Consider the following 24556-nt stretch of genomic DNA (forward strand, 5'->3'; position numbering starts at 1 on the left):
CGGGACGGCCCCGAGGAAACCGCTCAGACGTGGAACCCCACGACCTTCCGTGGTACGACGCGGATGATCACCCGCGTCTGGTCGTCCTTCTCACCGGGCGGGTCGATGCCGAGGTACTTGTGCGAGAGCTCGTACGGAAGCCGTTTGTCCGGGTCGGGGAGGATCTCGGCGGTGCCGCGGATCTCCACCGAGGCATAGGGGTTGGCGAGGTCGAACACCGACAGGCTGACGCGGGGGTCGTGGCGGAGGTTGCGTACTTTCTGGCGGTCTTCGAGGGAGGAGAAGAGCACGGTGTCACCCTCGCGCTTCATCCAGACCACCGAGGTCTGAGGGGCGCCGTCGGGCCGGAGGGTGGCGACATTGGCGAAGTTCTTGCCGTCGAGGAGAGCGCGGACGGATTCGTCGAAGATCGGCATACCGACATCCTAACTAAATGCACGCGCATATAAAAGCCCTTGGGCGAGGTCACCCGGACTTCGGTCCTCAGGCCTCAGGCCTCAGGCTTCGGGGCTCAGGCTTCGGGGCTCAAGCCTCACGCCACCCGCTCCACGCCGGATGACGCGGGTCGTCCGCACGCACCAGGACGTCCGCCGTGCCGGCCGGGTCGGTCTCGTCCTCGTAGCGCTCGAAGGCGGGGAGGGTCCAGTGCTCGGTCTCGGGGGTACGGCGGCGCAGGGCGCCAGGTGAGAGGAGGACATGGACGGTCAGATCGAAGGGGAACCAGTGCCGAAGGAGGAAGGGCCCATGCAGCAACAGGACGGCGTCGGGCGGGAGTTGGACATAGGGGCTGCGGGTGGCGCGGTCCGCGGCCGGGTCCCACAGGTCGGGCAGGACGCGGCCGTCGCCGTCCGGTTCGAGCGGCCCGAAGACCTCGCGCCACAGGGCACGGGTGTCGAACCAGCCGTCGTAGTACGCGTCGACGTCCTGGCGTCCGTACTCCAGGCGCAGCGAGGCCGGGCGCAGGAACCCCTCGGTGCCCACGACGAGCGAGGAGCGGCCGCGGATGCGCAGCGCCTCCGAGACGCGCTCGGCGAGGTCGCCCGGGCGGGCCGCGGGGGCGCCGTCGATGGCGACGCGCGGCCAGGGGCTGCCGTCGGCCGGCTTCAGGTCGAGCAGACGCTCGGCGAGGAGGTCGCCGAGCCGGTCCCAGGTGATCGCTTCCAGTCGCACAGGGCCCATGATGCGGCAGGCCGCGATCAGGGTGCGTCGTGCAGGTGGCTCCGCCGGGCCGCGAGAAGGTGCGGGAGGTGGGTTTCGCTCCAGGCGCGGGCGGCGTCGAGGAGAGGGACGAGGCTGCGGCCGAGAGGGGTGAGGGCGTATTCGACGCGCGGCGGGTTCTCGTCGTACACGGTCCTGGTGAGCAGGCCGTCGCGTTCCATGGCGCGCAGGGTCTCGCTGAGGACTTTGGGGGTAACGGCCTTGAGCGGTATACGGAGTTCGGTGAAGCGACGCGGGCCGCCTTGCAGACAGCGGACGATCATGCCGGTCCTCCCCCACTGCCTTAAGGGCGTGGGCGGTGCCCCCAGTCCCCCACGCGAAAGGGCGTCGCGGACGACGGACAGACGGGGTCGAACATGCCGGGGTCGAGCGGTTCCTGCCGTACGGCGTCCGTCGCGTCGGTCATGCATCGAGGCTAGCGCCGGTACCGTTGAAGTAACCGGGACTCAACTGCCTAACGTGCAGGTCGGGCGGCGAAGAACGCTGCCGGACAAGGGAGTTGGGCATGAGCGGGATCGTGGTTCTCGGGGCCGGCGGGCGGGCGGGGCGGGCCGTCACGGCGGAGGCGCTCGGGCGTGGGTACGAGGTGACGGCCGTGGTGCGGGATCCGGCGCGGTACGCGGAGCTCGCGGTGGAGGGCGTCTCGGTCGTGCGGGGTGATGTGACCGATGCCGGGTCGGTGCGGGAGGCCGCGGGCGGGGCGGCCGCCGCCGTGCACGCGGTGTCGCCGTTCAGCGGGCCCGAGCAGGGCTTCGGCTCGCTCGATCCCGGCTTCTTCGTCAAGGCGGCGGACGCGTTGCTGAAGGGGCTGGCCGCGGCCGGGGTGCGGCGGCTCGTCGCCGTCGGACTGTTCGCGGACCTGCTCGGGGCGGACGGGCGCCCGGTGATGGACGACCCCTCGACGTTTCCGCCGGAGACAAGGCCGTTCGCGCTGGCCCACACGGCAGGCCTGCGGCGGCTGCGGGAGGCCGGCGAGGCCACGGCGGTGGACTGGGTGATGCTCACCCCTGGCGGTGGGCTGGAGCAGGACGCCCCACGCACCGGGCGCCACCGCCTGGGCGACGAGCGGGTGCCGGAGGGTGCGCCCGGGCTGTCGTACGCGGATCTGGCCGTGTCGGTGCTCGACGAGATCGAGACGCCGACCCGGCACCGTACGCGCGTGTCGGTGTTCGTTCCGCGCGAGGTGCGGCGGAGGACGTAGGAGAGAGGCTCGCAACAGGAGGGAATGCATCTCGTATGGCGCCGTTCGCAACTGCCCTGCCCCGCAGTGGACTTCTGGTCGTTCAACCGCTGAGGAAGCGGCACTGTGCCGAGTGCCGTCGGGGCCCGTTGCCGTTGCTGGTCGTCGAGGGCGGTGCGCCGCGGTGTCTCGACTGCGTCGATCTCGGGCATCTGGTGTTCCTGCCGCGCGGCGACACCGCGCTGACGCGCAGGGCGCGGGAGGAGAGCGGGCTGTCGGCGGTGGTGGTGCGGTTCAACCGGCGCCGTAGCCGGTACGAGCGGCAGGGTGTCCTCGTCGAGGAGGCGGGGCTGGCGCGGGCCGAGCAGCGGTGTCTCGCGGACGCGGAGGCACGCCGGCGGCGTCGGGCACGGGACGCGGGGCGGCGGGCCGCGGCGGACGTGCGGTTCGAGGAGGCGTTCGCGGCGGAGATAGGACGCCTGTTCCCCGGCTGCCCCGAGGCGCGGGCCCGGGCCGTCGCCGCGCATGCCTCGGCGCGGGGCAGCGGGCGGGTGGGGCGGAGTGCGGCGGGGCGGGCGTTGTCCGAGGGTGCGGTGGTCTCGGCGGTGGTGGCATCCGTACGGCATGTGGACACGCCCTACGACCAGTTGCTGATGAGTGGGGTGCCGCGACATGAGGCGCGGCGGCGGCTCTCGGCGGGGGTGGAAGGGGTGCTGCGGGGGTGGCGGGAGGGACCGGTTCGGGCGGGGGCGGAGGCCGAGACCGGGTGAGGAGGTCGACGGGCCCCGTGGACGTTCGCGCATGGCCCGGCGATTCTCGGCCATGGTCACCGGGGCGGGGGCGGGTTCGACTTGTCTCGGGAATTCGTGGTGGGCAGGATCTCGGCTCTACGGGCGGGAGTTGATGTCGGCATGATCGGTGAACCGTATTTCACCCTGACGGTTCTGGGGGTGCTCGCGACCGGGGTGATGGCCGGGGTGTTCTGTGCCTTCTCCGTGCTGGTCATGCGGGGACTGGCCGGGCTGCCGCCCGCGCAGGGGGTCGCCGCGATGAACGCGATCAACACCGCGGCGATGACGCCCGCCTTCATGCTGCTGTTCGCCGGTTCGGCGGTGCTGTGCGCGGTGATCGCGGTGGTGACGTTCGTGCTGTGGCCGGATCAGGGGACCGTGGAGTTGCTGCTGGGCAGCGCGCTGTATCTGTTCGGTGTCTTCGGGCTGACCATCGTCGCGAACGTGCCCCGCAACGAGGCGCTGCTGAAGCTGGACCCGGGCACACCGGAAGCCGCCGCGTACTGGCCGTCGTACGTACGCGAGTGGACGATGTGGAATCACGTCCGCGCGGTCGCCTCGGCCGCCGCCGCGCTGGTCTACATGCTGGCTCTCACCTGAGAGACACCGGTGTAAACACTGCCTTCCACCTGAGAGAAAGCCGTCTCGCCCACTCTGCGCGCCCGGCCGAAGAGCCTTATCGTGGCTGAAAGAGTGCCGCCCGATGACGCACGGCCTGTCGCACGCGGACGCGAGGAAGACCGCCATGGCCGATCCCAAGGGTTTTATGACCACTCCGCGCGAGGAGTGGCCCCGCAGGCCCGTCGAGGAGCGGGTGCGGGACTGGGACGAGGTGTATGTCCCGGGCGCGCTGCTGCCGATCGTCACCAAGCAGGCCGACCGGTGCATGGACTGCGGTGTCCCCTTCTGCCACGACGCCTGTCCGCTCGGGAACCTGATCCCGGAGTGGAACGATCTGGTCAGCCGGGACGACTGGCGGGCGGCGGCCGACCGGCTGCACGCGACGAACAACTTCCCCGAATTCACCGGGCGGTTGTGCCCGGCGCCGTGCGAGGCGGGCTGCGTGCTCGCCATCAACCAGCCCGCCGTCACCATCAAGAACGTCGAGGTGGCCATCGCGGACCGCGCCTGGAGCGACGGTTTCACGCCACCCAGACCGCCGGACCGGTTGTCCGGGCGGACCGTCGCGGTGATCGGCTCCGGGCCCACCGGCCTCGCCGCGGCACAGCAGTTGACCCGGGCCGGGCACACGGTCGCGGTGTACGAGCGGGACGACCGGCTCGGCGGGCTGATGCGGTACGGCATCCCCGAGTTCAAGATGGAGAAACGGCATCTGGAACGGCGGCTGGAGCAGATGCGGGCCGAGGGCACCAAGTTCCGTACGTCGACGACGGTCGGGCGGGACATCGGCGCGGCCGAACTGCGGGCGCGCTACGACGCGGTGGTGATCGCCACGGGAGCCACGGCCTGGCGTGAACTGGACGTGCCGGGGCGGGAGTTGACCGGCATCCACCAGGCGATGGAGTATCTGCCGCTGGCCAACCGGGTGTGCGAGGGGGACCTGGCGGCCTCTCCCCTCTCTGCCGCCGGGAAGCATGTCGTGATCGTGGGCGGCGGTGACACCGGGGCGGACTGTCTGGGGACGGCGGTGCGTGAAGGAGCCGCGTCCGTCACCCAGTTGGACATCTACGCCCAGCCGGACGCCGAGCGCGACGAGGACACGGAACCCTGGCCGACGTATCCGAAGATCTATCGGCTGTCGGCCGCGCACGAGGAGGCGCGGGATCTGGAGACGGCGCCGGCGGCGGACGCGGACGCGCGGCTGTTCGCGGCCTCGACGCTCCACTTCGAGGGGGACGGGGGCGGGCATGTGCGGTCCTTGCACCTGGTCGAAGTCGACGCGCAGCGACGCCCGTTGGACGGTTCCGGGCGCAGCCTGCCGGCCGATCTCGTGCTGCTCGCCCTCGGGTTCTCCGGACCCGACCGCGCCGACGGGCTCATCGACCAACTGAGGTTGGCGATGGCACCGCGCGGCACGATCACCCGCGACTCGGACTTCGCGACGAGTGCGCGCGGGGTGTTCGTCGCGGGGGACGCGGCGCGCGGGCAGTCGCTGATCGTGTGGGCGATCGCGGAGGGGCGGGCGGTGGCGGCGGCCGTCGACCGCTATCTGACGGGGAGTTCCCGACTCCCGGCGCCGATCGGCCCGTACGACCGGCCGATGACGGTGTAGAACACGTCGGCAGGTGTGCGCCCGCTGCCGGATGAGCAGTCGTACGTCCGTGCTCGCACCTGCGGAGGAGGCGGGGCGTACTGCGCCGGTACGAGTCGTCGGGTGTGTTCTCATCCGGGCTCACGAAATCCTTCGCCGGCGGGCCGGAAAGTGGCTTCCGGCCGACTTGTGGGCCAACAGCGGTGGGATCATGGATGCAGGAGGCGAGTTGTCGTCGGACCCGAGCGGGGTCGGACGCGGCGCGCCCCCATCCTTCGTTCCGTCGTCAGGCGCAGGGCCACCCCCGCGCGTCCCCCCTGTTGGCGGTCGGTCCTGGAGGGTGTTGATGACGACGCTCGACGAACGTCATGGCGAGGGCGCGCGGGAGACGGCGGGGGCGTACCGTCCGGACGCCGCCGTGCCCCTCGATCTGGGTCAACTCACGGCGATACAGCCCCAGTTCATCGGTTCAAAGGCGGCGAACCTCGCCCGTGCGGCCGGTGCCGGACTGCCCGTGCTTCCCGGGTTCGTGATCTCCGAGGGGGCGGGCGACGACCCCGCCCTCCTGCGCCGCGCCTGGCAGGACCTCTCCGATTCCGGTGCGCGGCCCCTCGTCGTACGGTCCTCCTCGCCGCAGGAGGACACCGAACAGTCGTCCCTGGCTGGCCAGTTCACCTCCGTGCTCGATGTGCGCGGCTGGTCCGACTTCGTTACGGCCGTGCGGGCCGTGCTCGATTCGGCGCATCGGCCCGACGGGTCCACCGCGCCGATGGCCGTGCTGGTGCAGCCGATGCTGACGGCGCGGGTCGGCGGGGTGATGTTCGGTGCCGACCCCGTCGAGGGGCGTGCCGACCGGATGCTGGTGAGCGCGGTGCGCGGCGGTCCCGACAGTCTGGTCAGCGGTGAACAGGCCGGTACCAACTACTGGTTGAGCCGACGGGGACGGTTGCTGCGCACCGAACCCCCGACCGCCGAACCACTGCTCACCCCCTCCGAACTACGCCGCCTGGCCCGGCTCGCGCGCCGGGCACGGCAGGTGTTCGGAGGGCCGCAGGACATCGAGTTCGGGTTCGACGACAACGGGGACAAGCACGGCAACGCCGGAGGCGGGCGGCTGTGGTTGTTCCAGAGTCGGCCGATCACCGCCATGGCCGCGCGGCCCTCGCGCGGGGCACGGTTGCTCGGGCCGGGGCCGGTCGCGGAGACGCTGCCGGAGCAACTCCAGCCGCTGGAGGAGGACTTGTGGGTCGCGCCGATGGCCCGCGGGCTGACCGCCGCGCTCGACATCGCGGGCAGCGCGCCGCGTCGCCTGCTGCGGACGGTGCCGGTGGTCACGACGGTCGGCGGCCAGGCCGCGGCCGACCTGCGGCTGCTCGGGGCGGCCCCGCCCAGACGCCGATGGCCGGCCCTCCTCAACCCGGCACCCGGAGCACGGCGGCTCGGCGCCGCCTGGCGGGTCGGCCGGCTCACCGCCGCGCTGCCCGGACTTGCCGCGGACCTCGTGGCGGACGTCGACCGCCGGCTCGCCCACCTCCCGACGCCCGGTGAACTCCCCGGCCCCGACCTCGCCGCCGAACTCCGCTGGACCCGCGCGGCCCTCGTCTCCCTGCACGCCCAAGAGGCCCTCGCCGGAGCCCTGTTGCCTGAGCCGAAGACGTCCCGTACGGCGGCGGGCGCGGCCCTCACCGCCCTCGCGGAGACCCGCGCCCTCGGGATACCGGACGAACAGGCGGCCGTCGCCGCGCCTACCGTCCTTGCCCTCACGGCACCGAGCCTGCGGGGACACGGGCACTTGCCCCAACAGGGCGTGCCTCAGCAAGGCATGCCGCAGCAGGGCATGTCGGCTTCGGGAATCACCGGCTCGGAACAACGGCCCTTCCCCCGGGCCGAGTTGAGAACACCAGGCTCCGCACTCACCCCGACGCTCACCACCCCCCGCCCCCTCTCCCTCCCGCCCCGAAAGGCGCTCCCACCCCGAGAAGCCCTCCGCCTCCGCGTCCGCTGGGTGCAGGAGCTGCAGGTCCGCCTCGTACGGGAGGCCGCACGGCGGCTGGGCCAGACCTCGGATCGCGTAGGGCTGCTGCGCTGGCCGGAGTTGGCCGCCGTACTCGACGGCGAACCCCTGCCCGGCGATCTGCACGCGCGCGTGCCGCAGGCCGAGTCGCCGCCGTTGCCGGACGCCTTCCGGCTGGCGGACGGCACGGTGGTCGCCGAACGCACCCGGGGCGGCGCCGAGGGCGAAGGCCGGGGCGTGTCCGGCGGGCGGGCCGTCGGGACGGTCTGGGACGGGACGGGGCCGCGCCCCGCCGACGCCGTGCTCGTCGTGCGCACCCTCGACCCCGCCCTGGCCCCGCTGCTGCCCGGACTCACCGCGCTGGTCGCCCAGACCGGCAGCCCGCTGTCCCATCTGGCGGTGCTGGCCCGGGAGTTCGGCCTGCCCGCCGTGGTCGGTGCGGCCGACGCGGTACGGCGCTTCCCGCCAGGGTCGCCCGTCACCGTCGACGGCACCACCGGCGACGTACGGACGGGAGAGCTTCGATGAGACGGATCGCGTACGTCTTCGGGAGCCTGGCCGCCGCCGGGGCGGGCACCTATCTCGTCGTCTACCTGTACCGCTGGCAGTGGCAGCGCGCCATCCTCTGCGGGATCCTGCTGCTGGTCGTCGAGGTGATGCTGCTCGGCATCGTGCTGCTGGCCCGGCTCACCCGGATCGAGGAACGGGTGAAGGAAAGTGCCGCCGGGCAGCGGGAGTTGACGGCACGTCAGGAGGATGTGCTGGCCCGGCTGCGGCAGGCGTCCGTCGAGCGGGAGGGCGCCCGCTTCCGCTGGCTGGAGGACACCGGGGACCGTACGTACGTCTTCGTGCCCGTCCTCATGGTCACCGGGGTGCTCCTGTCCGGGCTGGCCTGGGTGGTGCAGCGGATCGCCACCGCGACCGGGCGGCCGGCCGAACGGCGGCTCGCTGGACGCCTCGCCGTCCTCGCCGCCCCCGGGCCGGGCGCGGTGGGCGAGTTGGAGGACCGGCCCGCTCTGGGCCGGCGCCCCAAGGGCCGCGTCGCCCGTGTGGCCGTCGTCGGTGTCGTCGGGGCCGCGCTGCTCGCCGCGCTCGTCGTGGGGCTCGCCGACCTCACCCAGACCCGGGAACAGAGCGCGAGCGGCTCCGAGGCGACCTCGGTCCTCGTCCAAGTCGACGTGCGGGGCTCGGACATGACGGCCGAACGGCAGGCGCTCGCCGCGCAACAGGTCTGGGAACGCTGCCGGGACTCCACCTCCGCGCCGCTGAACCACGCCACGCTCGGCAGCCTCGGCGACGGCATGTTCGCCGGGGTCGTACGGCCCGCGCTCGCCGAACACGACCGTATGAGGCTGCGCGGCTGCCTGGAGGACGCGGCCCTCGACCGCGCCCACCTCACGGTGATGGGCATGGGCGACACGGACGCGGACGACGACTGATGGCTGACGACTGAGTGGAGCGCACCATCCACGCATACCAGGAACGCACAATGCGGACGTACGATGCAAAGGCGCCCCCGTCCCCGAGCACCCCGGGTCGCCCATGGCAACCGTTCTCACACCCTCGCCCCAACTCCGCCTGCCCAGACGCGCGATGAGGCTGCTCCTCGCCGTCGTCCTCGGCTACGTCGCCCTGTGGGCCACCGGTGCGCTCGGCATCCTCGCGTTGTCGTACTGGGCACGCGAGGAGACCCCGCCACCGCCGGGGACCCGTACGGTGCAGGGCATCCACCACTTCCAACCCGTCGGCACCGAGGGGCAGTTGTGGCGAGGGGCCGCTCCTTCTCCCGGCGGTTACCGGGAGTTGGCCCGCCTCGGCTTCACCACGGTGGTGGATCTACGGGCCGAGGACCTGACGACGGCACAGCTCGCCGAACCGCGCAGGGCCGGGCTGGACGTCGTACGACTGCCCATTCGTGACGGGCAGACGCCGACTCCCGCACAGGTACGGGGATTTCTTGATGTCGTCGCCTCGGCGCCCGGGCCGGTGTTCGTGCACTGCGGTGCGGGGGTGGGCCGTACGGGGACGATGGCGGCGGCGTATCTCGTGCGGACCGGGGAGGAGTCGTCGGCGTGGGCGGTCCGACGGAATCTCGCCGTCGGACCGCCGTCGATCGAGCAGATCTACTACGCGCTGAGCCTCGGCTCGGGCCGGCCGGAGCAACCGCCGTTGCCGGTGGTCGCCGTCAGCCGGCTGGTGGACGCGCCACGACGCATGCTGTCGTGGTTCTGAGATGGGACAACTCGGAATATCGGAGTGATCAAGTCAGTACCAAAATAAGCAGGTTCGGTAAGGAGAAAGCATTCAGCACAGCCGGGTCACAGATCGGGTCAAGACAGCAGGAAATCCGCCTCGCCCGCTTTCGCCCCCTCGATGAAGGCCGTCATCTCGTCGGTCGTGTAGATCAGGGCCGGCCCGTCCGGGTCGGTGGACTGACGGACGGCGATCCGCCCGTCGGCGAGCTTCATCGCCTCCAGGCAGTTGCCGCCGTTGCCGCCGCTCCACGGCTTGTGCCAGCCTTCGCTTCCCAAGTCCCGCGCGGGCATGCCGTTGTAGACGCTCATACGCGGCTTGATGCGATCCATTCACAGCTCCTTGCGGAGATCCTTGAGGATCTCCTTCGTGCGATGTGCCGTAGCGGCCTGCGCCGCCATGCGGTCCATGACCTCGAGATGGGTCGCCACCTCTTCGCGCGCGTCCAGATAGACGGCGCCGGTCAGGTACTCGCTGTAGACCATGTCCGGCAGTTCTGACATGGCAAATCGGAACAGCACGAAGGGCCCGTACGTGCCTGGGTGCGGCCCCGAGGAGAACGGGGCGACCTGCAGGGTCACATTGGGCAGCTTCGTGGCGTCGAGCAGTTTGTCGATCTGGGCACGCATCACCTCCGGGCCGCCGACCGGGCGGCGCAGGGCGGTCTCGTCCATCACGACCCAGAAGCGGGGCGCGTCGGGACGGGTCAGCAGGTCCTGGCGCTGCATGCGCAGCGCGACATGGCGCTCGATGTCGTCGGGGTCGGTCTGGCCGATGGCGCCCGACTTCAGCACGCCGCGCGCGTAGTCCTCGGTCTGCATCAGCCCGGGCACGAAGTGCGGTTCGTACGACCGGATGAGCGCGGCCGCGCCCTCCAGGCTGACGTGCATCGAGAACCAGCCGGGCAGGATGTCGTGGAAGCGCTGCCACCAGCCGGGCCGGTTGGCGTCCTCCGCGAGCTGGACGAAGGCCTCGGCCTCCTCGTCGGTGACGCCGTAGGACTTCAGGAGGAGCTGGAGGTACGGGATCTTGAGAGAGACCTCCGCCATCTCCATACGGCGGACCGTGGCGGGCGCGACGCGCAGGACGCGGGCGGCCTCCTCGCGCTTGAGCCCCGCGCGTTCCCGCAGGTCCAGCAGGCGCCGGCCGAGGACGACCTGGCCGACCGTCGGTGCGGACCGCGGCTCGCTCACGCTCCACCTCCCCGAATGAGTCCTGATTGAGTCCTGACAGCGGATGGATCCGTACAGTCCGGCGAAAGGGTTCGCACAGTCCGGCAACCGAATCCTGACAGCCCTGCGGCGCCATTCGAAGACTCATTCGAAGATCGGGACAGACCTCCGGAGATCCCAACTGGCGCCGCGCGACTTTCTGTTGCGAGCAGTGTGCCACGACCGTGCAGAGCGTCATACGGCACTCTGCATTTTTCATAGTGACACTTGCCAAGTGTTCACGGCGGGGCGATAGTGGCAAGCGTGATTCCGTCCGCGCCCTTAGGAACAGACGCCGCCGCAGGCCGCCTCGGTCTCGGTGCCGCCGCGGGAGCCGTCCCTGGTGGGGCCGCTGCCGAGCGCCGGTTCCGATTCGAGCTGGCCGCCCATCCGGGTTCCCCCGCCCAGGCGAGACGCCTGACGCGGGCCCGGCTGTCCGGCTGGTCCGTCTGCGAGGACACCTGCGACACGGCGGTTCTGGTCGTCTCCGAGCTGGTCACCAACGCGATCGTGCACACCGCGAGCAGCCACATAGTCTGCGAGCTGCACGATGGCGCCGACCTGGTGCGGATAGCCGTCCGCGACGAGGGCTGTGCCCCCGGTGAACCTCATCCGTCCCCGCAGCGGCCCGATGAGGAGCACGGGAGGGGACTGCTTCTCATCGATGGGCTGTGCCGGGCCTGGGGCGCTCAGGAACACGGTCCTGGCCTGCTGGTCTGGGCCGACCTGCCACGGCAGGCGGACCCGGCGCAAGGCCACCACCCGGCCCCCGGCCACGACAGTTCCGTACCGCGCAACGACCTGGGCTGGGGCGCACGACCCAGGCCGGGCACATCGGGCGGTTCGGGCGACGGGGACGAGGCGACGGCACACTTCGGGGCATTCGAGGATCTGGGCGTATTTCCGGGGCGGGGGCATGGGGGTGCCTCCGGCAGCGGGCATGGGGGTGCCGGCGACTTCGGAGGTCTGGACCTCGGCGGCTTCGGGGGCCGGGAGCACCAAGCCGGGGGTGGTCTCGGAAACGGGGCCGGCCCCGGACCGCGGAGCCGGGAGGGCGTGGGCCGCTTCGGGGGCCCCGGTCAGGAGACCACAGGTCTCTTCAGGGGCCGGGGACACCAGGACGCCGGCGACCTCCCGGACTCCGTGGACACCGGGGAATCCGGTGGGCTCGGGGAATCCAGTGGATTCGGGGACTTCGGTACGGGGGTCGAATGGGTGTGAGCGGCGTGTCCGGTCCCGGCCAGGTGCTCAGTCTCGACACGCTGGTCCGACTGGGGCGTGCGCTGCACGGGCCGGGTGCGCCCCGGCGACTGACCGTCCCCGAGGACATGACGGCTCCGCTGGGCTGCGACGCCGTGGCGGTACCCGCCCGTTTCGGACCGCTGGTCCTGCCCCGTCTGCCGCGCGTCGGCTGTGTCTACGCCGACGAGACGCACTGGTGGTGGATCGTCCCGTCCGACTCGGACTACGCCCTGGACTGGCCCGCGCCGGCGCGCTACACCACCGGGGCGCTGGTCCCGGACTCGCCGCGCGTGCCCGGGCTCATTCACAAGCCGGACGGCAAGCTGCCGTACACCCCGCCGATTCCGCTGTACCTCGCGGTGTGCCGGGTTACGGGGGCTACGCCTTCTTGGTCGCGGCCCATCAGCGCGTAGCGCTCCGCGGGTTGAGCGGTTTTTGTCTGCGGGTTCGGTGAGTGGTTTTCTCTGCGGCCCGGTGGGGGCCGGTCGCGCCCACGCGGCGGTAGCCGCCCATCGACACAGCCCCGCGCTCCCTTCGGGGCGCACGCCCGCGCGTCGGCGCCTCCCTCCCCCGCGCCCTGCCCCGAACCCGCCCACCCCGCGATAGTGGCCGTTCGTCCACGATCGGGGGAGGTCCGTGGTGGGAAGGAAGGGTGAGTCGGAGCCAGGGGAGCCGTCCGCGTCGGAGCGGCTGCTCTTTGGTGGGCCCTTGCGGTACGACACCGGGTGGAGCCAGCACAACGACGCGTTCCTGGAGCTGAGCTTCCGGGCCATGGTGACGCGGTTGCCGGCGATGCTGCGGTCGAGTTTCCAACTGGCCTGGCAGGCCGATCCGCGAGCCGCGCGTGTCGTGCTGGCCTCCGAGGCGTGCCGGGGCGCGACCCAGGCGGTGAGTCTGCTCGCGGTCAACAGCGTGCTGGGGCGGCTGATCACCGGCGGTGCCATCGCCGACCGGCTGCGCGGTGCCGTGCCCGCGCTGGTCACGATGGCCGCCGTACTGCTGGTGGGCGCGCTGCTGCGGGCCGCGTCGACGTACGCGACCGGGCGGCTCGAGCCGAAGGTCGAGCGGGTCGCCACCGAGCTGTATCTGGAGCGGGCGGCGGCCGTGGAGCTGGCCGCGATCGAGGACCACGCGTTCCACAAGCTCCTGGACACCGCGCAGTACGGCGCCATGTCGGCCCGCCGCATGATCTCGTACGCGACGAGCGTCATGAACGCGCTGATCTCGCTGATCGCCGCGGCGGGCGTACTGACCGTGCTGCACCCGGCGCTGCTTCCGCTGCTGGCGACGATGACGGTGCCGAGCGCGTGGGGCGCGCTGACGAACGCGCGGCGCCACTACGAGTCGTTCCACGCCTGGGTGCAGCACGTCCGCGCCGGCCGCCTCATCGGTTCACTGCTCACCGAACCGGAGGCGGCCCCGGAGATCCGCGTGCACGGCGTCGGACCGTTCCTGTTGCACCACTTCCACGAGATGTCGGAGAGCGCGGAGGCGGAACAGGCCCGGCTGGCCCGGCTCACGGCCCGTACGGGGCTGATCGCGGCGACCTGGACGGGCCTCGCGACGGCGGCGACGTACGCGACGCTGGGCGGGCTGCTGTTGTCCGGCGCGATGGCGCTCTCGGTGGCGGGTACGGCGGTGATCGCGATCCGTACCGGTTCCGCGAGCCTCGACAACCTCGTCCTGGCGGTGAACCAACTGCACGAGGAGGCCCTGTTCGTGGGCGATCTGCAGAAGCTGTACACGGAGGCGGCCGAGCGGGCGATCCCGGTCGGCGGGGCGGCGCTGCCCGAGGAGCCGCGCGAGATCCGCTTCGAGAACGTCACGTTCAGCTACCCGGGTGAGGCCACCCACCCCGCGCTCGACGACGTCACGCTCGCTCTGCCGCTCGGCCGGATCATCGCGCTGGTCGGCGAGAACGGCTCCGGCAAGACGACCCTGGTCAAGCTGCTGGCCGGGCTGTACCGCCCCGACCGGGGCCGGATCCTGTGGGACGGCGTCGACGCGGCGGACGCGGACCGGCAGCAACTGGCCGACCGGATCGCGATGGTGGCGCAGAATTTCAAGCGCTGGCCGTTCACCGCCCGGGTCAATGTGGCCGTCGGGCGGTCGGCGGCGCCGATCACCGAGGAGCGGCTGGCCGGTGCGGTCGCCGAGGCCGGTGCGCAGGACGTGGTCGCGGATCTGCCGCGCGGTCTGGACACGCTGCTGGCCCGCAGCTTCAGCGGCGGGCACGAGTTGTCGGGCGGTCAGTGGCAGCGGCTCGGGATCGCGCGGGCCGCCTACCGGCAGGGCCGCATCCTGATCGTGGACGAGCCGACGGCCGCCCTCGACGCCCGGGCCGAGCTGGAGGTCTTCGAGAAGATCCGCGCGCTGGCCGGCACCGGGCAGACGGTCGTGCTGATCACGCACCGGCTGGCGTCCGTACGCCACGCGGATCTGGTCCATGTCCTGGACCAGGGGCGGCTGGTGGAGTCCGGGACGCCCGACGAGCTGCTCGCGAGCGGCGGGGTGTACGCGGAGCTGTACGCGCTCCAGGCGGACCAGTTCACGGTGAAGGTGCCCGCCCCGAAGGCGGGCTGACCTCTCAGGCGGCGACGTCCACGACGTCGCCGCTGCGCACGATCACCAGGAACGCGTCGGTCGCGATGTCCATGACGACCTCAGCCTGCAGGCCCTCAAGACGGCGCGCCTGCGCGAACTCCTCCGCCGGCCACGAACCACGCGGCCCGCCGGCGGGGAAACGCTCAAGCACCATTCGCCCGTTCACCCTGTACCTCCCTGTCGTGCTGAAACTCGGAGAGCTTCGTGAAGCCTCATAGAGTTAAACGCCGACAGTACGGTGAACGGCTCGGGAAGTGACGGTACTGAGACATAGTCGACACTCGGCCGCACATTTTCCCCGTACGTTCCGTATCAGTCCTCGTACTCGTCGTGATAGAGCACGCGTGCGCTGCCGGCAGGCGCCCCCAGCGCCGACGCGCGCCCCCTGGGCTCCTCCCACTCCTCCTGGCGCCCCAGCGCGGTCAGGTCCAGGAACGTGGTGGCCGAGCCGAGCCCGTCGAGCCCGCGCTCGTAGGTCGAATAGGTGTGGAACACCCGGTCACGGTCGCGCAGGAAGCAGCTCACCCCGGGCCGCTCGACGGGGTCCCCGTCCCCGACCAGCGTCACGTCGAAGTCCCAGTTGAAGTCCGCGCCGAACGACGAGTACCAGGGCAGCGTCCACCCCATCCGCGCCTTGAACGGCAGGATCTTCGTATACGGCGCCCTCGACACGGCGGCGAACGTCGTACCGCGTGCCTTCAGATGGGCCAGGTGCCCGATCTGGTCGAGGAACGCCGAGCAACTGCGGCAGCCCGCGTCCCACTCGGGATCGAACATGAAGTGGTAGACGACGAGTTGACCGCGCCCTTCGAAGAGGTCGAGCAGCGTGGCCTTCCCGTCGCCGCCCTCGAAGAGGTATTCCTTGTCGATCTCCACCATGGGCAGCCCGCGCCGCTCGGCGTTGAGCGCGTCCCGCGCGCGCGTGGCCGCCTTCTCCTTGACCAGCAGTTCCTGGCGCGCCGCGCGCCACTGCTCACGCGAGACGATCTCCGGAAGCGACATGGGCCCTCCTGTGACAACGGTCCGTTGAGGGGTGGACCGGAGTGGGACCCGGAACTCATCGCTGCTCCGAAAAGAATTTCAGCTCGCGTTCTTCCCGTACGACACCGGGAGCGCGAGCAGCCCCCGCGCGCGCAGCGACGGCCGCCACCGCACCTCGCCCTCTCCCAACTCCAGCCGGGGGAACCGCTCCAGCAGCGCGGCCAGCGCGATCTCCGTCTCGGCGCGGGCGAGCGGCGCGCCCAGGCAGTAGTGGATGCCGTGGCCGAGAGCGAGATGCCCGGAGGTGTCGCGGCCGAGGTCGAGCCGGTCGGGGTCGGGGAAGCGGTCCGGGTCGCGGTTCGCGGCGGACGCGGACACCCAGACCGTCTCGCCGGCGGGGATGGTGACCCCGCCGATGGTGATCTCCTCGACGGGGAACCGCCGGATGGCGAGCAGCGCGGGCCCTTCGTACCGCAGGAACTCCTCTACGGCGGCGGGGAGTTGGCTGGGGTCCTTGCGCAGGGCGGCCAACTGCTCCGGGTGCTGGAGCAGGGCGAGCACCGCGTTGCCGATGAGCTGGACGGTGTTCTCGTACCCGGCGAAGAGGATGAGGAAGGCCAGCGACATCAGCTCGTCCTCGCTGAGCCGGTCGCCCTCGTCGCGTACGGCGATCAGGTCGGAGAGGAGGTCGTCGCCGGGCTCTTCCCTTTTGTCGGCGAGGAGTTGGGTGAAGAAGCCGAGCATCGCGACGACCGCGTGCTTGCCCGCCTCGGGCGGTGTCCCGGGGGCGGGTGCGACGAGGGTGTCGGTCCACACCCGGAAGTCCCTGCGGTGCCGGTCGGGCACGCCGAGCAGGTCGCAGATGACGGTGATGGGGAGGGGTGCCGCGTAGGAGGCGATGAGGTCGGTGTCGCCCTCCGTGCCGAGTGCGTCGAGGAGTTGGTCGGCGGTGCGCCGGATGGGCGTACGGAGCCGCTCGGTCCGGCGCGGGGTGAAGGCGCGGCCGACCAGGCGGCGGATGCGGGTGTGGTCCGGCGGGTCCATGTTGAGGAGGTTCGCGTCGAGCGCGGGCGGCAGCGAGAAGCCCTTGTAAGTCCCGGCCGTGGCATGCGACTTGTCCAGCGAGAGCCGCGGGTCGGCCAGCGCCGCCCGGACGTCGTCGTACCGGGTGACGAGCCAGGCGGGGGTGCCGTCGGGGCCGGCGATGCGGTGCACGGGGGCGCTGTCGCGCAGGCGCCGGTACACGTCGTACGGGTGGTCGAGAAGGCCGTCCGCGAGATCCATGGGGAACAGCCTAGAGGGGACTCGGGCGCGGCTCAGGTGTCGTATTCCTGGATGCGCCGACCGTGACTCCGGTCGACGAGGGCGGGTAGCCGCTCCCCCAACTCCCGTACGACGGCGGGCACATCGAGCGTGAGCAGCTCGCGGTCGCGCATCAGGACGCGGCCGTCGACGATCGTGGTGCGGACGTCGGCGGAACGGGCGCTGTGCACGAGGGTGGCGGCGAGCTCGTGGACGGGCTGGGTGTGCGGGCCGGTGAGGTCGACGAGGATGATGTCGGCCCGCCGTCCCGGTGCGAGGGACCCGATCGAGTCACCGAGTCCGACCGCCCGGGCACTCTGGAGGGTGGCGTGGTGCAGGGCCTGACGGGACGTCAGCCAGCGGGGGTCGCCCTCGGTGGACTTCTGCACCAAGGACGTGAGGGCCATCGACTCCCACACGTCGAGGGAGTTGTTGGAGGCGGCGCCGTCCGTGGCGAGGCCGACCGGGATGCCGATGGCGCGCAGGGCGCGGACCGGAGTGGTGTCGGGCCAGCCGAACTTGAGGTAGCCGCGGGGCGCGGTGGCGACCGCGACACGACCGCTCGCGTGCTCCAGGACGGGCAGGTCGCGTTCGGTGATGCCGGTGCCGTGGGCGATGAGCAGGTCGGTGGCCAACAGGCCGGTGCGGTCGAGGACTTCGATGGGTGTGAGGCCGTGGCGGGCGAGGCTGGTGTCGGTCTGGTCGCGGTTCTCGGCGGCGTGGAGGTGGACGGGGAGGCCGTGTTCCAGGGCGAGTCGGGCGGTGGCGGCGAGGTCGGCGTCGGTCACCGTGTAGGGCGCGTGCGGGGCGAGGGTGGTGGTGATGCGGCCGTCGGCGGTGCCCCGGTGCCGTAGCGCGAACTCCACCGACTTCTCCCGGCCTTGGGGCCCCTGGGAGGAGAAGTAGGCCTCGCCGAGGTGGGCGCGGATGCCGCACTCGGCGACGACGGCGGCCACCGTGTCCATGGAGAAATAGTGGTCGGCGAAGCAGGTGACCCCGGCGCGGATCATCTCGGCGCAGGCGAGCCGGGCCCCCAACTCCACGTCCTTTTCGGTGAGGTTGGACTCGACGGGCCAGACGACGTCGTTGAACCACTCCTCCGTGGGCAGATCCTCCGCGAGCCCGCGCAGCGCGACCATCGGCGCGTGGGTATGGCAGTTGACCAGCCCCGGCAGGGCGACCTGTCCGCGCGCGTCGAGGCGTTCGACGGTGGCGAGGCCGGCCACGTCCGCCGCGCTCGTCACCGACTCGACGAGCCCGTCCCGTACGACGATCGCGGCGTCCGACTCGAAACCGACGCGCTCTTCGTCGTCGTGGACGAGGACGGTGCAGCCGGTGATCACCAGATCTGCGGGAGAGTCACTCACTCTCCCAACGTACGGCGTCGTCCTCGCCTCGCGTGAGCCGAACCGCGCATCCCGGCGTGCCGCTGTCGCGAGCGGCCCCGGACCAGGACGCTTGCCTCATCACAAAGACTTCTGGACCAAGGCTTCTGGAAGGGGCCCGCATGCTCCTCGGCACCTGGAATCTGGAGAACCTGTACCGCCCCGGGGGTCCGTCCGGCCCCAAGGACAAGGCCGCCTACGAGACGAAGCTCGCCTCCCTCGCCGCCGTGATCACGGAACTGGACCCGGTGCTGCTCGGCGTCCAGGAGGTCGGGGACCCGGCCGCGCTCGACGACCTGGCCGGGATGCTGGACGGCGAGTGGCACACGGCAACCTCCGCGCATCCGGACGTCCGGGGCATCCGGGTCGGCTTCCTCAGCCGTACGCAGCCGCGGGTCGTCGCCGACACGAACGCGTTCCCTCCGCATCTGCGCCCGGTGCAGTCCGACGACTCGGGCGCCGAGGAGCCGGACGCGGGCCGGGGCTTCCTGGCGGTGGAGGTCACGACGTCGGCCGGGCCGCTGACGGTGGCGGTCGCCCATCTGAAGTCGAAGCTGCTGACCTACCCGGGCAACCGTTTCTTCCCCCGTGACGAGGGCGAACGGGCCCGCTACGGCGCCTACGCCCTCTATCGCCGGGCGGCCGAGGCGGCGACCCTGCGCGCGCTGGCCGACGAACTGCTGGCCGGTGAGGGCCGTACCCGGGACGTGGCGGTGCTCGGCGACATGAACGACGAGGTGCAGGCCGCGACCACCCAGCTCCTGCTCGGCCCGCCGGGTTCGGAGCTCGGCACGCCCGGCTACGACCGGCCCGACCAGGGCGACGCCGTCCGCCTCTGGGACGTGGCCCCGCTGATCCCCGCCGACCAGCGCTACTCCCGGATCAACTCCGGGCGCCGTGAGCTGATCGACCACCTCCTGCTCAGCCATCACCTGGTCCACCGGGTGACGGCGGCGGGGACGGGACTGCCGGGAGCGGGAGCGCCTCAACTGCCGTCGGTGGGACCGGATCCGGCGGAGCGGCGGGAGGCTCCGGGATCGGACCACGCACCGGTGTGGGTGCGGGTGGAGTGACCGCGGCGGCTCAAGTGGCTATACAGCGACCGGCAGTTCGATAGCGGTTATACGGCTACGGGCAGTTCGATGGCGCGCAGCCCGGCGCGGCCGCGTCCCCGCTCGAACTCCTCCAGCAGCTCGGTGAGTTGCTCGATGTGGTGGGGCGTGAGCCGTCCGGTGTCGTCGAGATGGACGGCGCAGGCGGTGGTCGTGTCGACGAGCCGTTCGAGGACGGCCGCGACCTCGTCCGTGCCTTCCGTGTGCCGGGCGAGGGCGGGGAGTTCGGCGGCCGAGACGGCGATGGCGCCGCGGGCCTCGGCGAGTGTGCGGTAGGCCTCGCGGCGCAGGGTCCAGCGCTCGGCGCGGTCGCCGGACTCGCTCAGTACGTGCACGAGGTAGGCGTGCGCGGCGGCGCCCGCGGCCGCGAGCCGGGCGCGCACGCCGCCGCCGCGCTCCCCCGGCATCGGCAGATGCCCGACGATCAGCACGATCGCGCAGGCCAGCAGCGTCTCGCCGATCCGGCTCGCGGAGGCCTGCGGTTCCCCGCCGACCATCACGAGGGAGAGCACGAGGACGGTGACGACGGCGGTCTGCGCGGCGAAGTGCCGGGTGGCGACGGGAATGAGCGCGCCGCTGAGCGCCACGAGCGCGACGAGTCCCTCCGGCCGGGGCAGCACGGCGGCGAACCCGGCGAAGAGAAGCGCCCCCAGCACGGTTCCCGCCGCCCGGCTCAGCGCCCGCGAGGCGAGCGGCCCGAGGTCGGGCTTGACGAGGAAGACGGCGGTGGCGGGCAGCCAGTACCAGTGCTCGTGCTGCCCGTACCAGCGGGCCTGGTGCAGCGCCTGGGCGACGGCGGCGCTGGCCCCGAAGCAGAGGGCGACCCGGAAGCCGTACTCACGTCCCCCGGCCCCGAACGCCGTACGGAACAGATCAGTCGCTGCCCGCCGCCGCGTGTGCAGATCGCTGCCCTCGGCCTGGTCGAAGGCGTCGGCGGCGTGCAGCAGGGCGTCGTCGAGGGCGCGCAGGGCGGGCGCGGACCGGTTGGGCGCGGGCAGCGGCCCGGTGTGCGCGTTGTCGCGTACGGCGGCGGCGAGCCGCCGGGGCCCCTCCCCCGCGCGGGGCGACACCGCGTCGCCCGCCCACGCGATCGCGGTCGCGGCCTCGGCCAGCGGCAGCGCGGCGGCGTACTGCCCGTGCAGCCGCCGCTCGGCCGCGGAACTGGCGTACCGCCGCAGCCGCGGCCCGGCGAGGGCGTCCTGCGCGTGATCGAGCGCGGCGGTGAGCGCGGCGCGCCGCCCCGTCGCCTCCGGCCCACCACTGGCGTCGAGCAGCGCGGCGATCGCGTCGTACACGGCGGCTACGGCGTCCCGCTCGCCGTCGAACCGGTAGTCGCCGGCGATGGCACCGGGCGTCGGCAGCGCCAGCCGCAGCAGGACCAGCCAGGCCGCCCCGGCGAGGAAGGCGAGGGCCCGCTGCCACCCCGGTTCGGGCAGGGGCATGCCGGCGCCGATGGCGGAGGCGACGAGCAGTTGGGTACCGGCGCCGGACGCGACCGGCCCGATCGCACTGAAGCTGCCGGCGACCAGCCCGATCCCGGTGAGAAGAAGGGTCAGCACGACGGCCCCGACATGTGCCCCGGCATACGTCCCGACCAGCAGCCCCACGCCACCGGCGAACGCGGGCCCACCGAGCCGCTTGACCGAGGCCCGCCGACTGCCGGGCCGGTCGTTGATCCCGGCGAGCATCGCCCCCAGCGCGGCCAGCACTCCGAGGGACGTACGCCCGACGAGCACGGCGGCCGTCAGGAGCGGCCCGGCGGACAGCGCCCCTCGCACGACCGCGCTCCAGGGAACCGGCCCACGCTGGGCACGGAGCGTGTGGGCGAGCCAGGGCGGAAGCGAGAACGCGGCGGTACGACGGGACACAGGGCTCCTGTCTTGACGAGGGCGGGGTGTGCCTTCGGGCGACGGTGGCCGGGGCTGAGGCTGTGGTGTCCACGGTAGTTCGGGTACGCGAGCGGAACGGGCGGGTCGTATTTCGAGGGTGTGAAGGTTGGCCGTAGGGCCGCTTTCTTTATGAACGCAACGCCGGGAAGGGGCAGGCGGGGGCCGCGGAGGGGCCGGAAATGGAGCGGATCCGGGGGCGTAGCCTGCCCCCGGACCCTGTGATGCCACCCATGCGGCACGCCGGCACGCTTGAGGACCCAGGTCAGTCATGATGTCGTCGCGTCCTGCCTTTGGACCACCACACATCGAGCTGTGCGGACCGGACTTGAACCGGCATTTCGACGTCCGGGGCCTGGGCCCGGTCGATCCGGCGATCGGCGGCGAATGCTGAGTCTGGAGCGAGAGTCTGAGATTGATCACGGGCGGGATTCAGTGTCCCGGCCGTGCCGTCACGACAAGCTTCAGTTTCAGCTTTGCGCTCCTCGCGCACCCCGGTCACTGAGGACCGGGGAGTCTGGAAGGCTACCCGAAGAGGTAGCCGAACACGGCGTCACCGACCCGCTGGTCGACGACGTCCGAGCCGTTCGCCTCCTCGCGGGCGAATTTCACGGCCTGCTGCAACTTCTCGACGCGGTCGAGGAGTTCGTTGACGCGGCGGGCGGGAAGGGCTCCCGAGAACTTCACGGTCGTCCAGTAGCCGACGGGAATGTCCTCGTAGTACACCTCGACCTGGGCGGGGTGCTTGTCGGTCGCCTCCGCCTTCACATGGTTGCGCGGCACCTTCTTGGTCCGCAGCGTGCGCACGGGCTCCGTCTTCCACGCGTCGGTCGACGGGTCCCGCGCCCAGGACTCGGACGCGTCGAGCAGCGGCAACTTCCGTACGAACGTGGTGAGATCGACCAACTGCTTTTCCAGGAACAGCAGATACGACACGGGAACATCGGCGACGAGCACGCGCCCGTCGACGGTCACGTCGGCCCGCGCGGCACAGTTGGCCCAGTCCTTCGTGGCGGTCACGTCGAACAGCCGTGACAGGGTGGCCGCGGTCTCCCGCAACACGTCCTCGGCCTGCACCTGCACCCGCGTCGACTCGGGCGGCAACTGCTCGCCCTCCTCGTCCTTGGCCTGATACGTCCGCGAGATACCGGCCAGCAACGCGGGCTTCTGCAGCCCGTGATGAGCCGCCGTCAGGTCCTGGTGGGCCTTGGACTTGACGCCCTTCTCTACTGCGATGATCTGATTGAGTTTCGCCACGGGGGTGACCGTAGCAGCGGGAACTCCCCTTTCCCCAAAGGTTATTCGGCTGGCGGCAACCGAGAGTCACAGGGCCTCGGGCCGATTGTCAGTGGCGTGCGCTTCACTGGAGTGGTCACTGAGAGTCACCACGGGGGAGCGGTCGATGGCAGCGCACGAGACGAATGAGAGTGGGCAGGGGCAGACGCAAGGGCAGCCGCAGGGATCGGAGGGCGGCGGTGATTCGCGCGTCGCTCGTCCGCATCTGTCGGTCGCCGGGTTGCGCGCGCGGGGATGGACGGCCGGGATGGTGCGCCAACTGCTCGGTGAACCTGATCTGTTCCGGGTCAATCCGTATTCTCGGGCGGCTCCGCGGATTCGGCTGTACTGCGTCGAGCGGGTCGAGGCCGCTGAGCGGAGCGAGGAATTCCGGGTGGTGACGGCGGCTGCCGTGCGGCGGTCCGCGGTGGCGCGGCTCGTTGCTCGGCGCAGGCTGCGGGAGGTGCTGGCCCGGATCGCGGCCGAGCCGATCGACGTGCCGCGCCTGGCTCCGCGCGAGTTGGCGGTGCTGGCGGTCGAGTACCGCGATCGGTGGGACGGTGCGGCCGGCACGGTCGGGAGCGCCGATCCCGGCGGGCTCGACCGGCTCGACCGGCTCGACCGGTGGAAGGTCGACTATCTGCGGCACCGGCTGGCGCCTTGCGAGGAGTTGTTGAAGGGGCTGCACGGGGGTGCCGGGTGGGCCGCTGCCGAGGAGTTGCTTCGGCAGCGGGTCTACGCCGCGATTGCCGAGGCGTATCCGTTTCTTGCACCGGAGTGCGAACGCCAGGTGGCTGAGCGGGAGTGCGGTCCGCCTCCGGGATGACCTGCCCGGGCGACGACCCGGCCGAGCGGAAATTCGGATGCGGGCGCCGTCGTCCACGTGGTCGGCTGGCGGCCGTACTGCGCCGGCCGCCGGCCGCCGGCCGCCGACAATCGATTGGCCGATCCTTGGGAGACCCCGTGCTCGAACGCGTCACCGCCCCCTCCCTCTTCCCACCACCCACCTACTCCCACGCCACCGTCGTCGAAGCCGGTACGAAGCTCGCCTTCCTCGCCGGGGCCGTTCCGCTCGACGCCGACGGCAAGGTGGTCGGCGTGGGGGACGCGGTGCGGCAGGCCGGGCAGGTGCTCGCGAATCTGGGTGAGCAACTGCGCGCGGTCGGCAGCGACTTGGGGCATGTCGTGGCGACGGACGTGTACGTCGTCAGTAGCGACCCCTCGGTGCTGTCCGCCGTATGGGAGGTGGTCGAGGCGTCCGGGCTCAGTACGGGGCCGCACTCGTCCACGCTCGTCGGCGTGGCCTGCCTCGGGTACACGGGGCAGCTCGTGGAGATCACGGCGACAGCCGTCGTGCCAGCCCCGCTGTCCCCGCCGTCCGTGCCGTCCGTGCCGGAAGAGGTGGTGCCGTCGTGAATCCCGGTCCCGAGGCCGTCGTCACGCTCCGTCGGGCGGCCGGCCCCGACGCGCGGGCCGCCGCCGACGTATGGCTGCGTTCGTTCGCCGCCGCGTTGCCGACCGTCGTCAGTCCGCGGTCCGCCGACGATGTGCGCGGCTACTTCCGGGACGTCGTCGTGCCGCTGCGCGACGTCTGGGTGGCCGATGCAGGGGACGGCGGTGGGATCGTGGGGCTGATGGTCGTCAACGGTGACGAGCTGTCCCAGTTGTACCTCCACCCCGACTGGCGCGGTCGCGGCCTCGGGGACCGGTTCGTCGGGCTCGCGAAGGAGCGGTGTCCGCGGGGGCTGCACCTGTGGACGTTCCAGGTCAACAAGCCCGCCCACCGGTTCTACGAGCGGCACGGCTTCGTCGCCGTCGAGTTCACGGACGGCAGCGGCAACGAGGAGCGGGAGCCGGACGTGCGGTACGTGTGGGAGCCCAAGTCGTGAG

At 71.8% G+C, this 24556-nt stretch carries 25 protein-coding genes and 1 pseudogene; 14 read left to right on the forward strand and 12 right to left on the reverse strand.

Translation table 11 applies throughout. The features are described 5' to 3' along the window. Positions 1 to 23 precede the first annotated feature (23 nt). From OG223_RS14455 to OG223_RS14470, 4 genes are all read right to left on the reverse strand, one after another. Positions 24 to 416 (reverse strand): PPOX class F420-dependent oxidoreductase, encoded by a 393-nt coding sequence (locus OG223_RS14455; RefSeq protein WP_329247524.1) that lies wholly within the window; start codon positions 414 to 416, stop codon positions 24 to 26. 109 nt (positions 417 to 525) lie between these two features. Next, on the reverse strand, positions 526 to 1179 hold the full coding sequence (locus OG223_RS14460) for a uridine kinase (RefSeq protein WP_329247527.1): 654 nt from the start codon (positions 1177 to 1179) through the stop codon (positions 526 to 528). A 17-nt stretch (positions 1180 to 1196) separates the two neighbouring features. Next, positions 1197 to 1481 carry a winged helix-turn-helix transcriptional regulator gene (locus tag OG223_RS14465; RefSeq protein WP_329247530.1) on the reverse strand — a complete coding sequence of 95 codons (285 nt, stop codon included), beginning with the start codon at positions 1479 to 1481 and terminating at the stop codon, positions 1197 to 1199. 20 nt (positions 1482 to 1501) lie between these two features. Further along, positions 1502 to 1624 carry a hypothetical protein gene (locus tag OG223_RS14470; protein WP_329247533.1) on the reverse strand — a complete coding sequence of 41 codons (123 nt, stop codon included), beginning with the start codon at positions 1622 to 1624 and terminating at the stop codon, positions 1502 to 1504. Positions 1625 to 1723: 99 nt separating this feature from the next. Here OG223_RS14470 and OG223_RS14475 point away from each other — a divergent pair, with 99 nt between their 5' ends. The 7 genes from OG223_RS14475 (at position 1724) to OG223_RS14505 (ending at position 9647) form a co-directional block, all read left to right on the forward strand. Next, entirely contained in the window at positions 1724 to 2419 is a 696-nt protein-coding gene (locus OG223_RS14475; RefSeq protein WP_329247536.1) for an NAD(P)-dependent oxidoreductase, read from the forward strand. 35 nt (positions 2420 to 2454) lie between these two features. Then, entirely contained in the window at positions 2455 to 3168 is a 714-nt protein-coding gene (locus tag OG223_RS14480; protein ID WP_329247539.1) for a DUF2293 domain-containing protein, read from the forward strand. A gap of 141 nt (positions 3169 to 3309) precedes the next feature. Beyond that, positions 3310 to 3789 carry an anthrone oxygenase family protein gene (locus OG223_RS14485; RefSeq protein WP_329247541.1) on the forward strand — a complete coding sequence of 160 codons (480 nt, stop codon included), beginning with the start codon at positions 3310 to 3312 and terminating at the stop codon, positions 3787 to 3789. A 145-nt stretch (positions 3790 to 3934) separates the two neighbouring features. Next, a complete protein-coding gene (locus OG223_RS14490) occupies positions 3935 to 5422 on the forward strand; it encodes a glutamate synthase subunit beta (RefSeq protein ID WP_329247544.1) in 1488 nt (495 codons plus the stop codon). A gap of 325 nt (positions 5423 to 5747) precedes the next feature. Then, complete coding sequence (locus OG223_RS14495; RefSeq protein ID WP_329247547.1) at positions 5748 to 7943, forward strand: PEP/pyruvate-binding domain-containing protein; 2196 nt, start codon at positions 5748 to 5750, stop codon at positions 7941 to 7943. Further along, a complete protein-coding gene (locus OG223_RS14500; RefSeq protein ID WP_329247550.1) occupies positions 7940 to 8854 on the forward strand; it encodes a hypothetical protein in 915 nt (304 codons plus the stop codon). The genes OG223_RS14495 and OG223_RS14500 overlap by 4 nt, the downstream gene beginning before the upstream one ends. Before the next feature lie 103 nt (positions 8855 to 8957). Continuing rightward, the gene (locus OG223_RS14505) at positions 8958 to 9647 is read left to right on the forward strand and encodes a protein-tyrosine phosphatase family protein (RefSeq protein ID WP_329247552.1); all 690 of its coding nucleotides are present in this window, start codon (positions 8958 to 8960) and stop codon (positions 9645 to 9647) included. A 98-nt stretch (positions 9648 to 9745) separates the two neighbouring features. On the opposite strand, the gene OG223_RS14510 is transcribed toward OG223_RS14505, so the two are convergent. Beyond that, positions 9746 to 10000, reverse strand: a complete 255-nt coding sequence (locus tag OG223_RS14510; RefSeq protein WP_019060458.1) for a DUF397 domain-containing protein — start codon at positions 9998 to 10000, stop codon at positions 9746 to 9748. Further along, positions 10001 to 10861: a helix-turn-helix domain-containing protein gene (locus OG223_RS14515; protein WP_329247555.1), complete on the reverse strand. Its 861-nt coding sequence runs from the start codon at positions 10859 to 10861 to the stop codon at positions 10001 to 10003. Positions 10862 to 11134: 273 nt separating this feature from the next. Here OG223_RS14515 and OG223_RS14520 point away from each other — a divergent pair. The 3 genes and pseudogenes from OG223_RS14520 to OG223_RS14530 all read left to right on the forward strand — a co-directional run. Continuing rightward, a pseudogene (locus tag OG223_RS14520) lies at positions 11135 to 11743 on the forward strand (ATP-binding protein); the annotation flags it as partial. 347 nt (positions 11744 to 12090) lie between these two features. Then, a complete protein-coding gene (locus OG223_RS14525) occupies positions 12091 to 12534 on the forward strand; it encodes a hypothetical protein (RefSeq protein ID WP_329247558.1) in 444 nt (147 codons plus the stop codon). Positions 12535 to 12892: 358 nt separating this feature from the next. Next, positions 12893 to 14704 (forward strand): ABC transporter ATP-binding protein, encoded by a 1812-nt coding sequence (locus OG223_RS14530; protein ID WP_443073837.1) that lies wholly within the window; start codon positions 12893 to 12895, stop codon positions 14702 to 14704. 4 nt (positions 14705 to 14708) lie between these two features. On the opposite strand, the gene OG223_RS14535 is transcribed toward OG223_RS14530, so the two are convergent. The 4 genes from OG223_RS14535 to OG223_RS14550 all read right to left on the reverse strand — a co-directional run bounded on the left by OG223_RS14535 (position 14709) and on the right by OG223_RS14550 (position 18375). Further along, on the reverse strand, positions 14709 to 14891 hold the full coding sequence (locus OG223_RS14535) for a hypothetical protein (protein WP_329247566.1): 183 nt from the start codon (positions 14889 to 14891) through the stop codon (positions 14709 to 14711). Between the two features lie 146 nt (positions 14892 to 15037). Next, positions 15038 to 15727 (reverse strand): DUF899 domain-containing protein, encoded by a 690-nt coding sequence (locus OG223_RS14540; protein WP_329247569.1) that lies wholly within the window; start codon positions 15725 to 15727, stop codon positions 15038 to 15040. 78 nt (positions 15728 to 15805) lie between these two features. Beyond that, positions 15806 to 16990: a cytochrome P450 family protein gene (locus OG223_RS14545; RefSeq protein WP_329247572.1), complete on the reverse strand. Its 1185-nt coding sequence runs from the start codon at positions 16988 to 16990 to the stop codon at positions 15806 to 15808. Positions 16991 to 17022: 32 nt separating this feature from the next. Continuing rightward, complete coding sequence (locus OG223_RS14550; RefSeq protein WP_329247575.1) at positions 17023 to 18375, reverse strand: amidohydrolase; 1353 nt, start codon at positions 18373 to 18375, stop codon at positions 17023 to 17025. A gap of 140 nt (positions 18376 to 18515) precedes the next feature. Between OG223_RS14550 and OG223_RS14555 the strand changes: the two genes are divergently transcribed. Further along, positions 18516 to 19466, forward strand: coding sequence for an endonuclease/exonuclease/phosphatase family protein (locus OG223_RS14555; RefSeq protein ID WP_329247578.1), 951 nt, complete (start codon positions 18516 to 18518; stop codon positions 19464 to 19466). A gap of 47 nt (positions 19467 to 19513) precedes the next feature. On the opposite strand, the gene OG223_RS14560 is transcribed toward OG223_RS14555, so the two are convergent. Continuing rightward, positions 19514 to 21373 carry an FUSC family protein gene (locus OG223_RS14560; protein WP_329247581.1) on the reverse strand — a complete coding sequence of 620 codons (1860 nt, stop codon included), beginning with the start codon at positions 21371 to 21373 and terminating at the stop codon, positions 19514 to 19516. A gap of 543 nt (positions 21374 to 21916) precedes the next feature. Then, positions 21917 to 22648 (reverse strand): DUF7873 family protein, encoded by a 732-nt coding sequence (locus tag OG223_RS14565; protein ID WP_329247583.1) that lies wholly within the window; start codon positions 22646 to 22648, stop codon positions 21917 to 21919. A 145-nt stretch (positions 22649 to 22793) separates the two neighbouring features. Between OG223_RS14565 and OG223_RS14570 the strand changes: the two genes are divergently transcribed. The 3 genes from OG223_RS14570 (at position 22794) to OG223_RS14580 (ending at position 24555) form a co-directional block, all read left to right on the forward strand. After that, a complete protein-coding gene (locus tag OG223_RS14570; protein ID WP_329247586.1) occupies positions 22794 to 23492 on the forward strand; it encodes a hypothetical protein in 699 nt (232 codons plus the stop codon). Positions 23493 to 23629: 137 nt separating this feature from the next. Then, positions 23630 to 24082, forward strand: coding sequence for a RidA family protein (locus tag OG223_RS14575; protein WP_329247589.1), 453 nt, complete (start codon positions 23630 to 23632; stop codon positions 24080 to 24082). Further along, positions 24079 to 24555, forward strand: coding sequence for a GNAT family N-acetyltransferase (locus OG223_RS14580; protein ID WP_329247592.1), 477 nt, complete (start codon positions 24079 to 24081; stop codon positions 24553 to 24555). The genes OG223_RS14575 and OG223_RS14580 overlap by 4 nt, the downstream gene beginning before the upstream one ends. Position 24556 lies beyond the last annotated feature (1 nt).

The organism is Streptomyces sp. NBC_01478 (genome assembly GCF_036227225.1).
GTDB lineage: Bacteria > Actinomycetota > Actinomycetes > Streptomycetales > Streptomycetaceae > Streptomyces.

Coding starts and splice junctions, on each gene's coding strand:
- OG223_RS14555 (WP_329247578.1), top strand. CDS start 18,516: ATGCTCCTCGGCACCTGGAATCTGGAGAACCTGTACCGCCCCGGGGGT.
- OG223_RS14540 (WP_329247569.1), bottom strand. CDS start 15,727: ATGTCGCTTCCGGAGATCGTCTCGCGTGAGCAGTGGCGCGCGGCGCGC.
- OG223_RS14465 (WP_329247530.1), bottom strand. CDS start 1,481: ATGATCGTCCGCTGTCTGCAAGGCGGCCCGCGTCGCTTCACCGAACTC.
- OG223_RS14455 (WP_329247524.1), bottom strand. CDS start 416: ATGCCGATCTTCGACGAATCCGTCCGCGCTCTCCTCGACGGCAAGAAC.
- OG223_RS14470 (WP_329247533.1), bottom strand. CDS start 1,624: ATGACCGACGCGACGGACGCCGTACGGCAGGAACCGCTCGACCCCGGC.
- OG223_RS14530 (WP_443073837.1), top strand. CDS start 12,893: ATGGTGACGCGGTTGCCGGCGATGCTGCGGTCGAGTTTCCAACTGGCC.
- OG223_RS14545 (WP_329247572.1), bottom strand. CDS start 16,990: ATGGATCTCGCGGACGGCCTTCTCGACCACCCGTACGACGTGTACCGG.
- OG223_RS14485 (WP_329247541.1), top strand. CDS start 3,310: ATGATCGGTGAACCGTATTTCACCCTGACGGTTCTGGGGGTGCTCGCG.
- OG223_RS14495 (WP_329247547.1), top strand. CDS start 5,748: ATGACGACGCTCGACGAACGTCATGGCGAGGGCGCGCGGGAGACGGCG.
- OG223_RS14460 (WP_329247527.1), bottom strand. CDS start 1,179: ATGGGCCCTGTGCGACTGGAAGCGATCACCTGGGACCGGCTCGGCGAC.
- OG223_RS14490 (WP_329247544.1), top strand. CDS start 3,935: ATGGCCGATCCCAAGGGTTTTATGACCACTCCGCGCGAGGAGTGGCCC.
- OG223_RS14500 (WP_329247550.1), top strand. CDS start 7,940: ATGAGACGGATCGCGTACGTCTTCGGGAGCCTGGCCGCCGCCGGGGCG.
- OG223_RS14475 (WP_329247536.1), top strand. CDS start 1,724: ATGAGCGGGATCGTGGTTCTCGGGGCCGGCGGGCGGGCGGGGCGGGCC.
- OG223_RS14570 (WP_329247586.1), top strand. CDS start 22,794: ATGGCAGCGCACGAGACGAATGAGAGTGGGCAGGGGCAGACGCAAGGG.
- OG223_RS14510 (WP_019060458.1), bottom strand. CDS start 10,000: ATGGATCGCATCAAGCCGCGTATGAGCGTCTACAACGGCATGCCCGCG.
- OG223_RS14505 (WP_329247552.1), top strand. CDS start 8,958: ATGGCAACCGTTCTCACACCCTCGCCCCAACTCCGCCTGCCCAGACGC.
- OG223_RS14480 (WP_329247539.1), top strand. CDS start 2,455: ATGGCGCCGTTCGCAACTGCCCTGCCCCGCAGTGGACTTCTGGTCGTT.
- OG223_RS14525 (WP_329247558.1), top strand. CDS start 12,091: ATGGGTGTGAGCGGCGTGTCCGGTCCCGGCCAGGTGCTCAGTCTCGAC.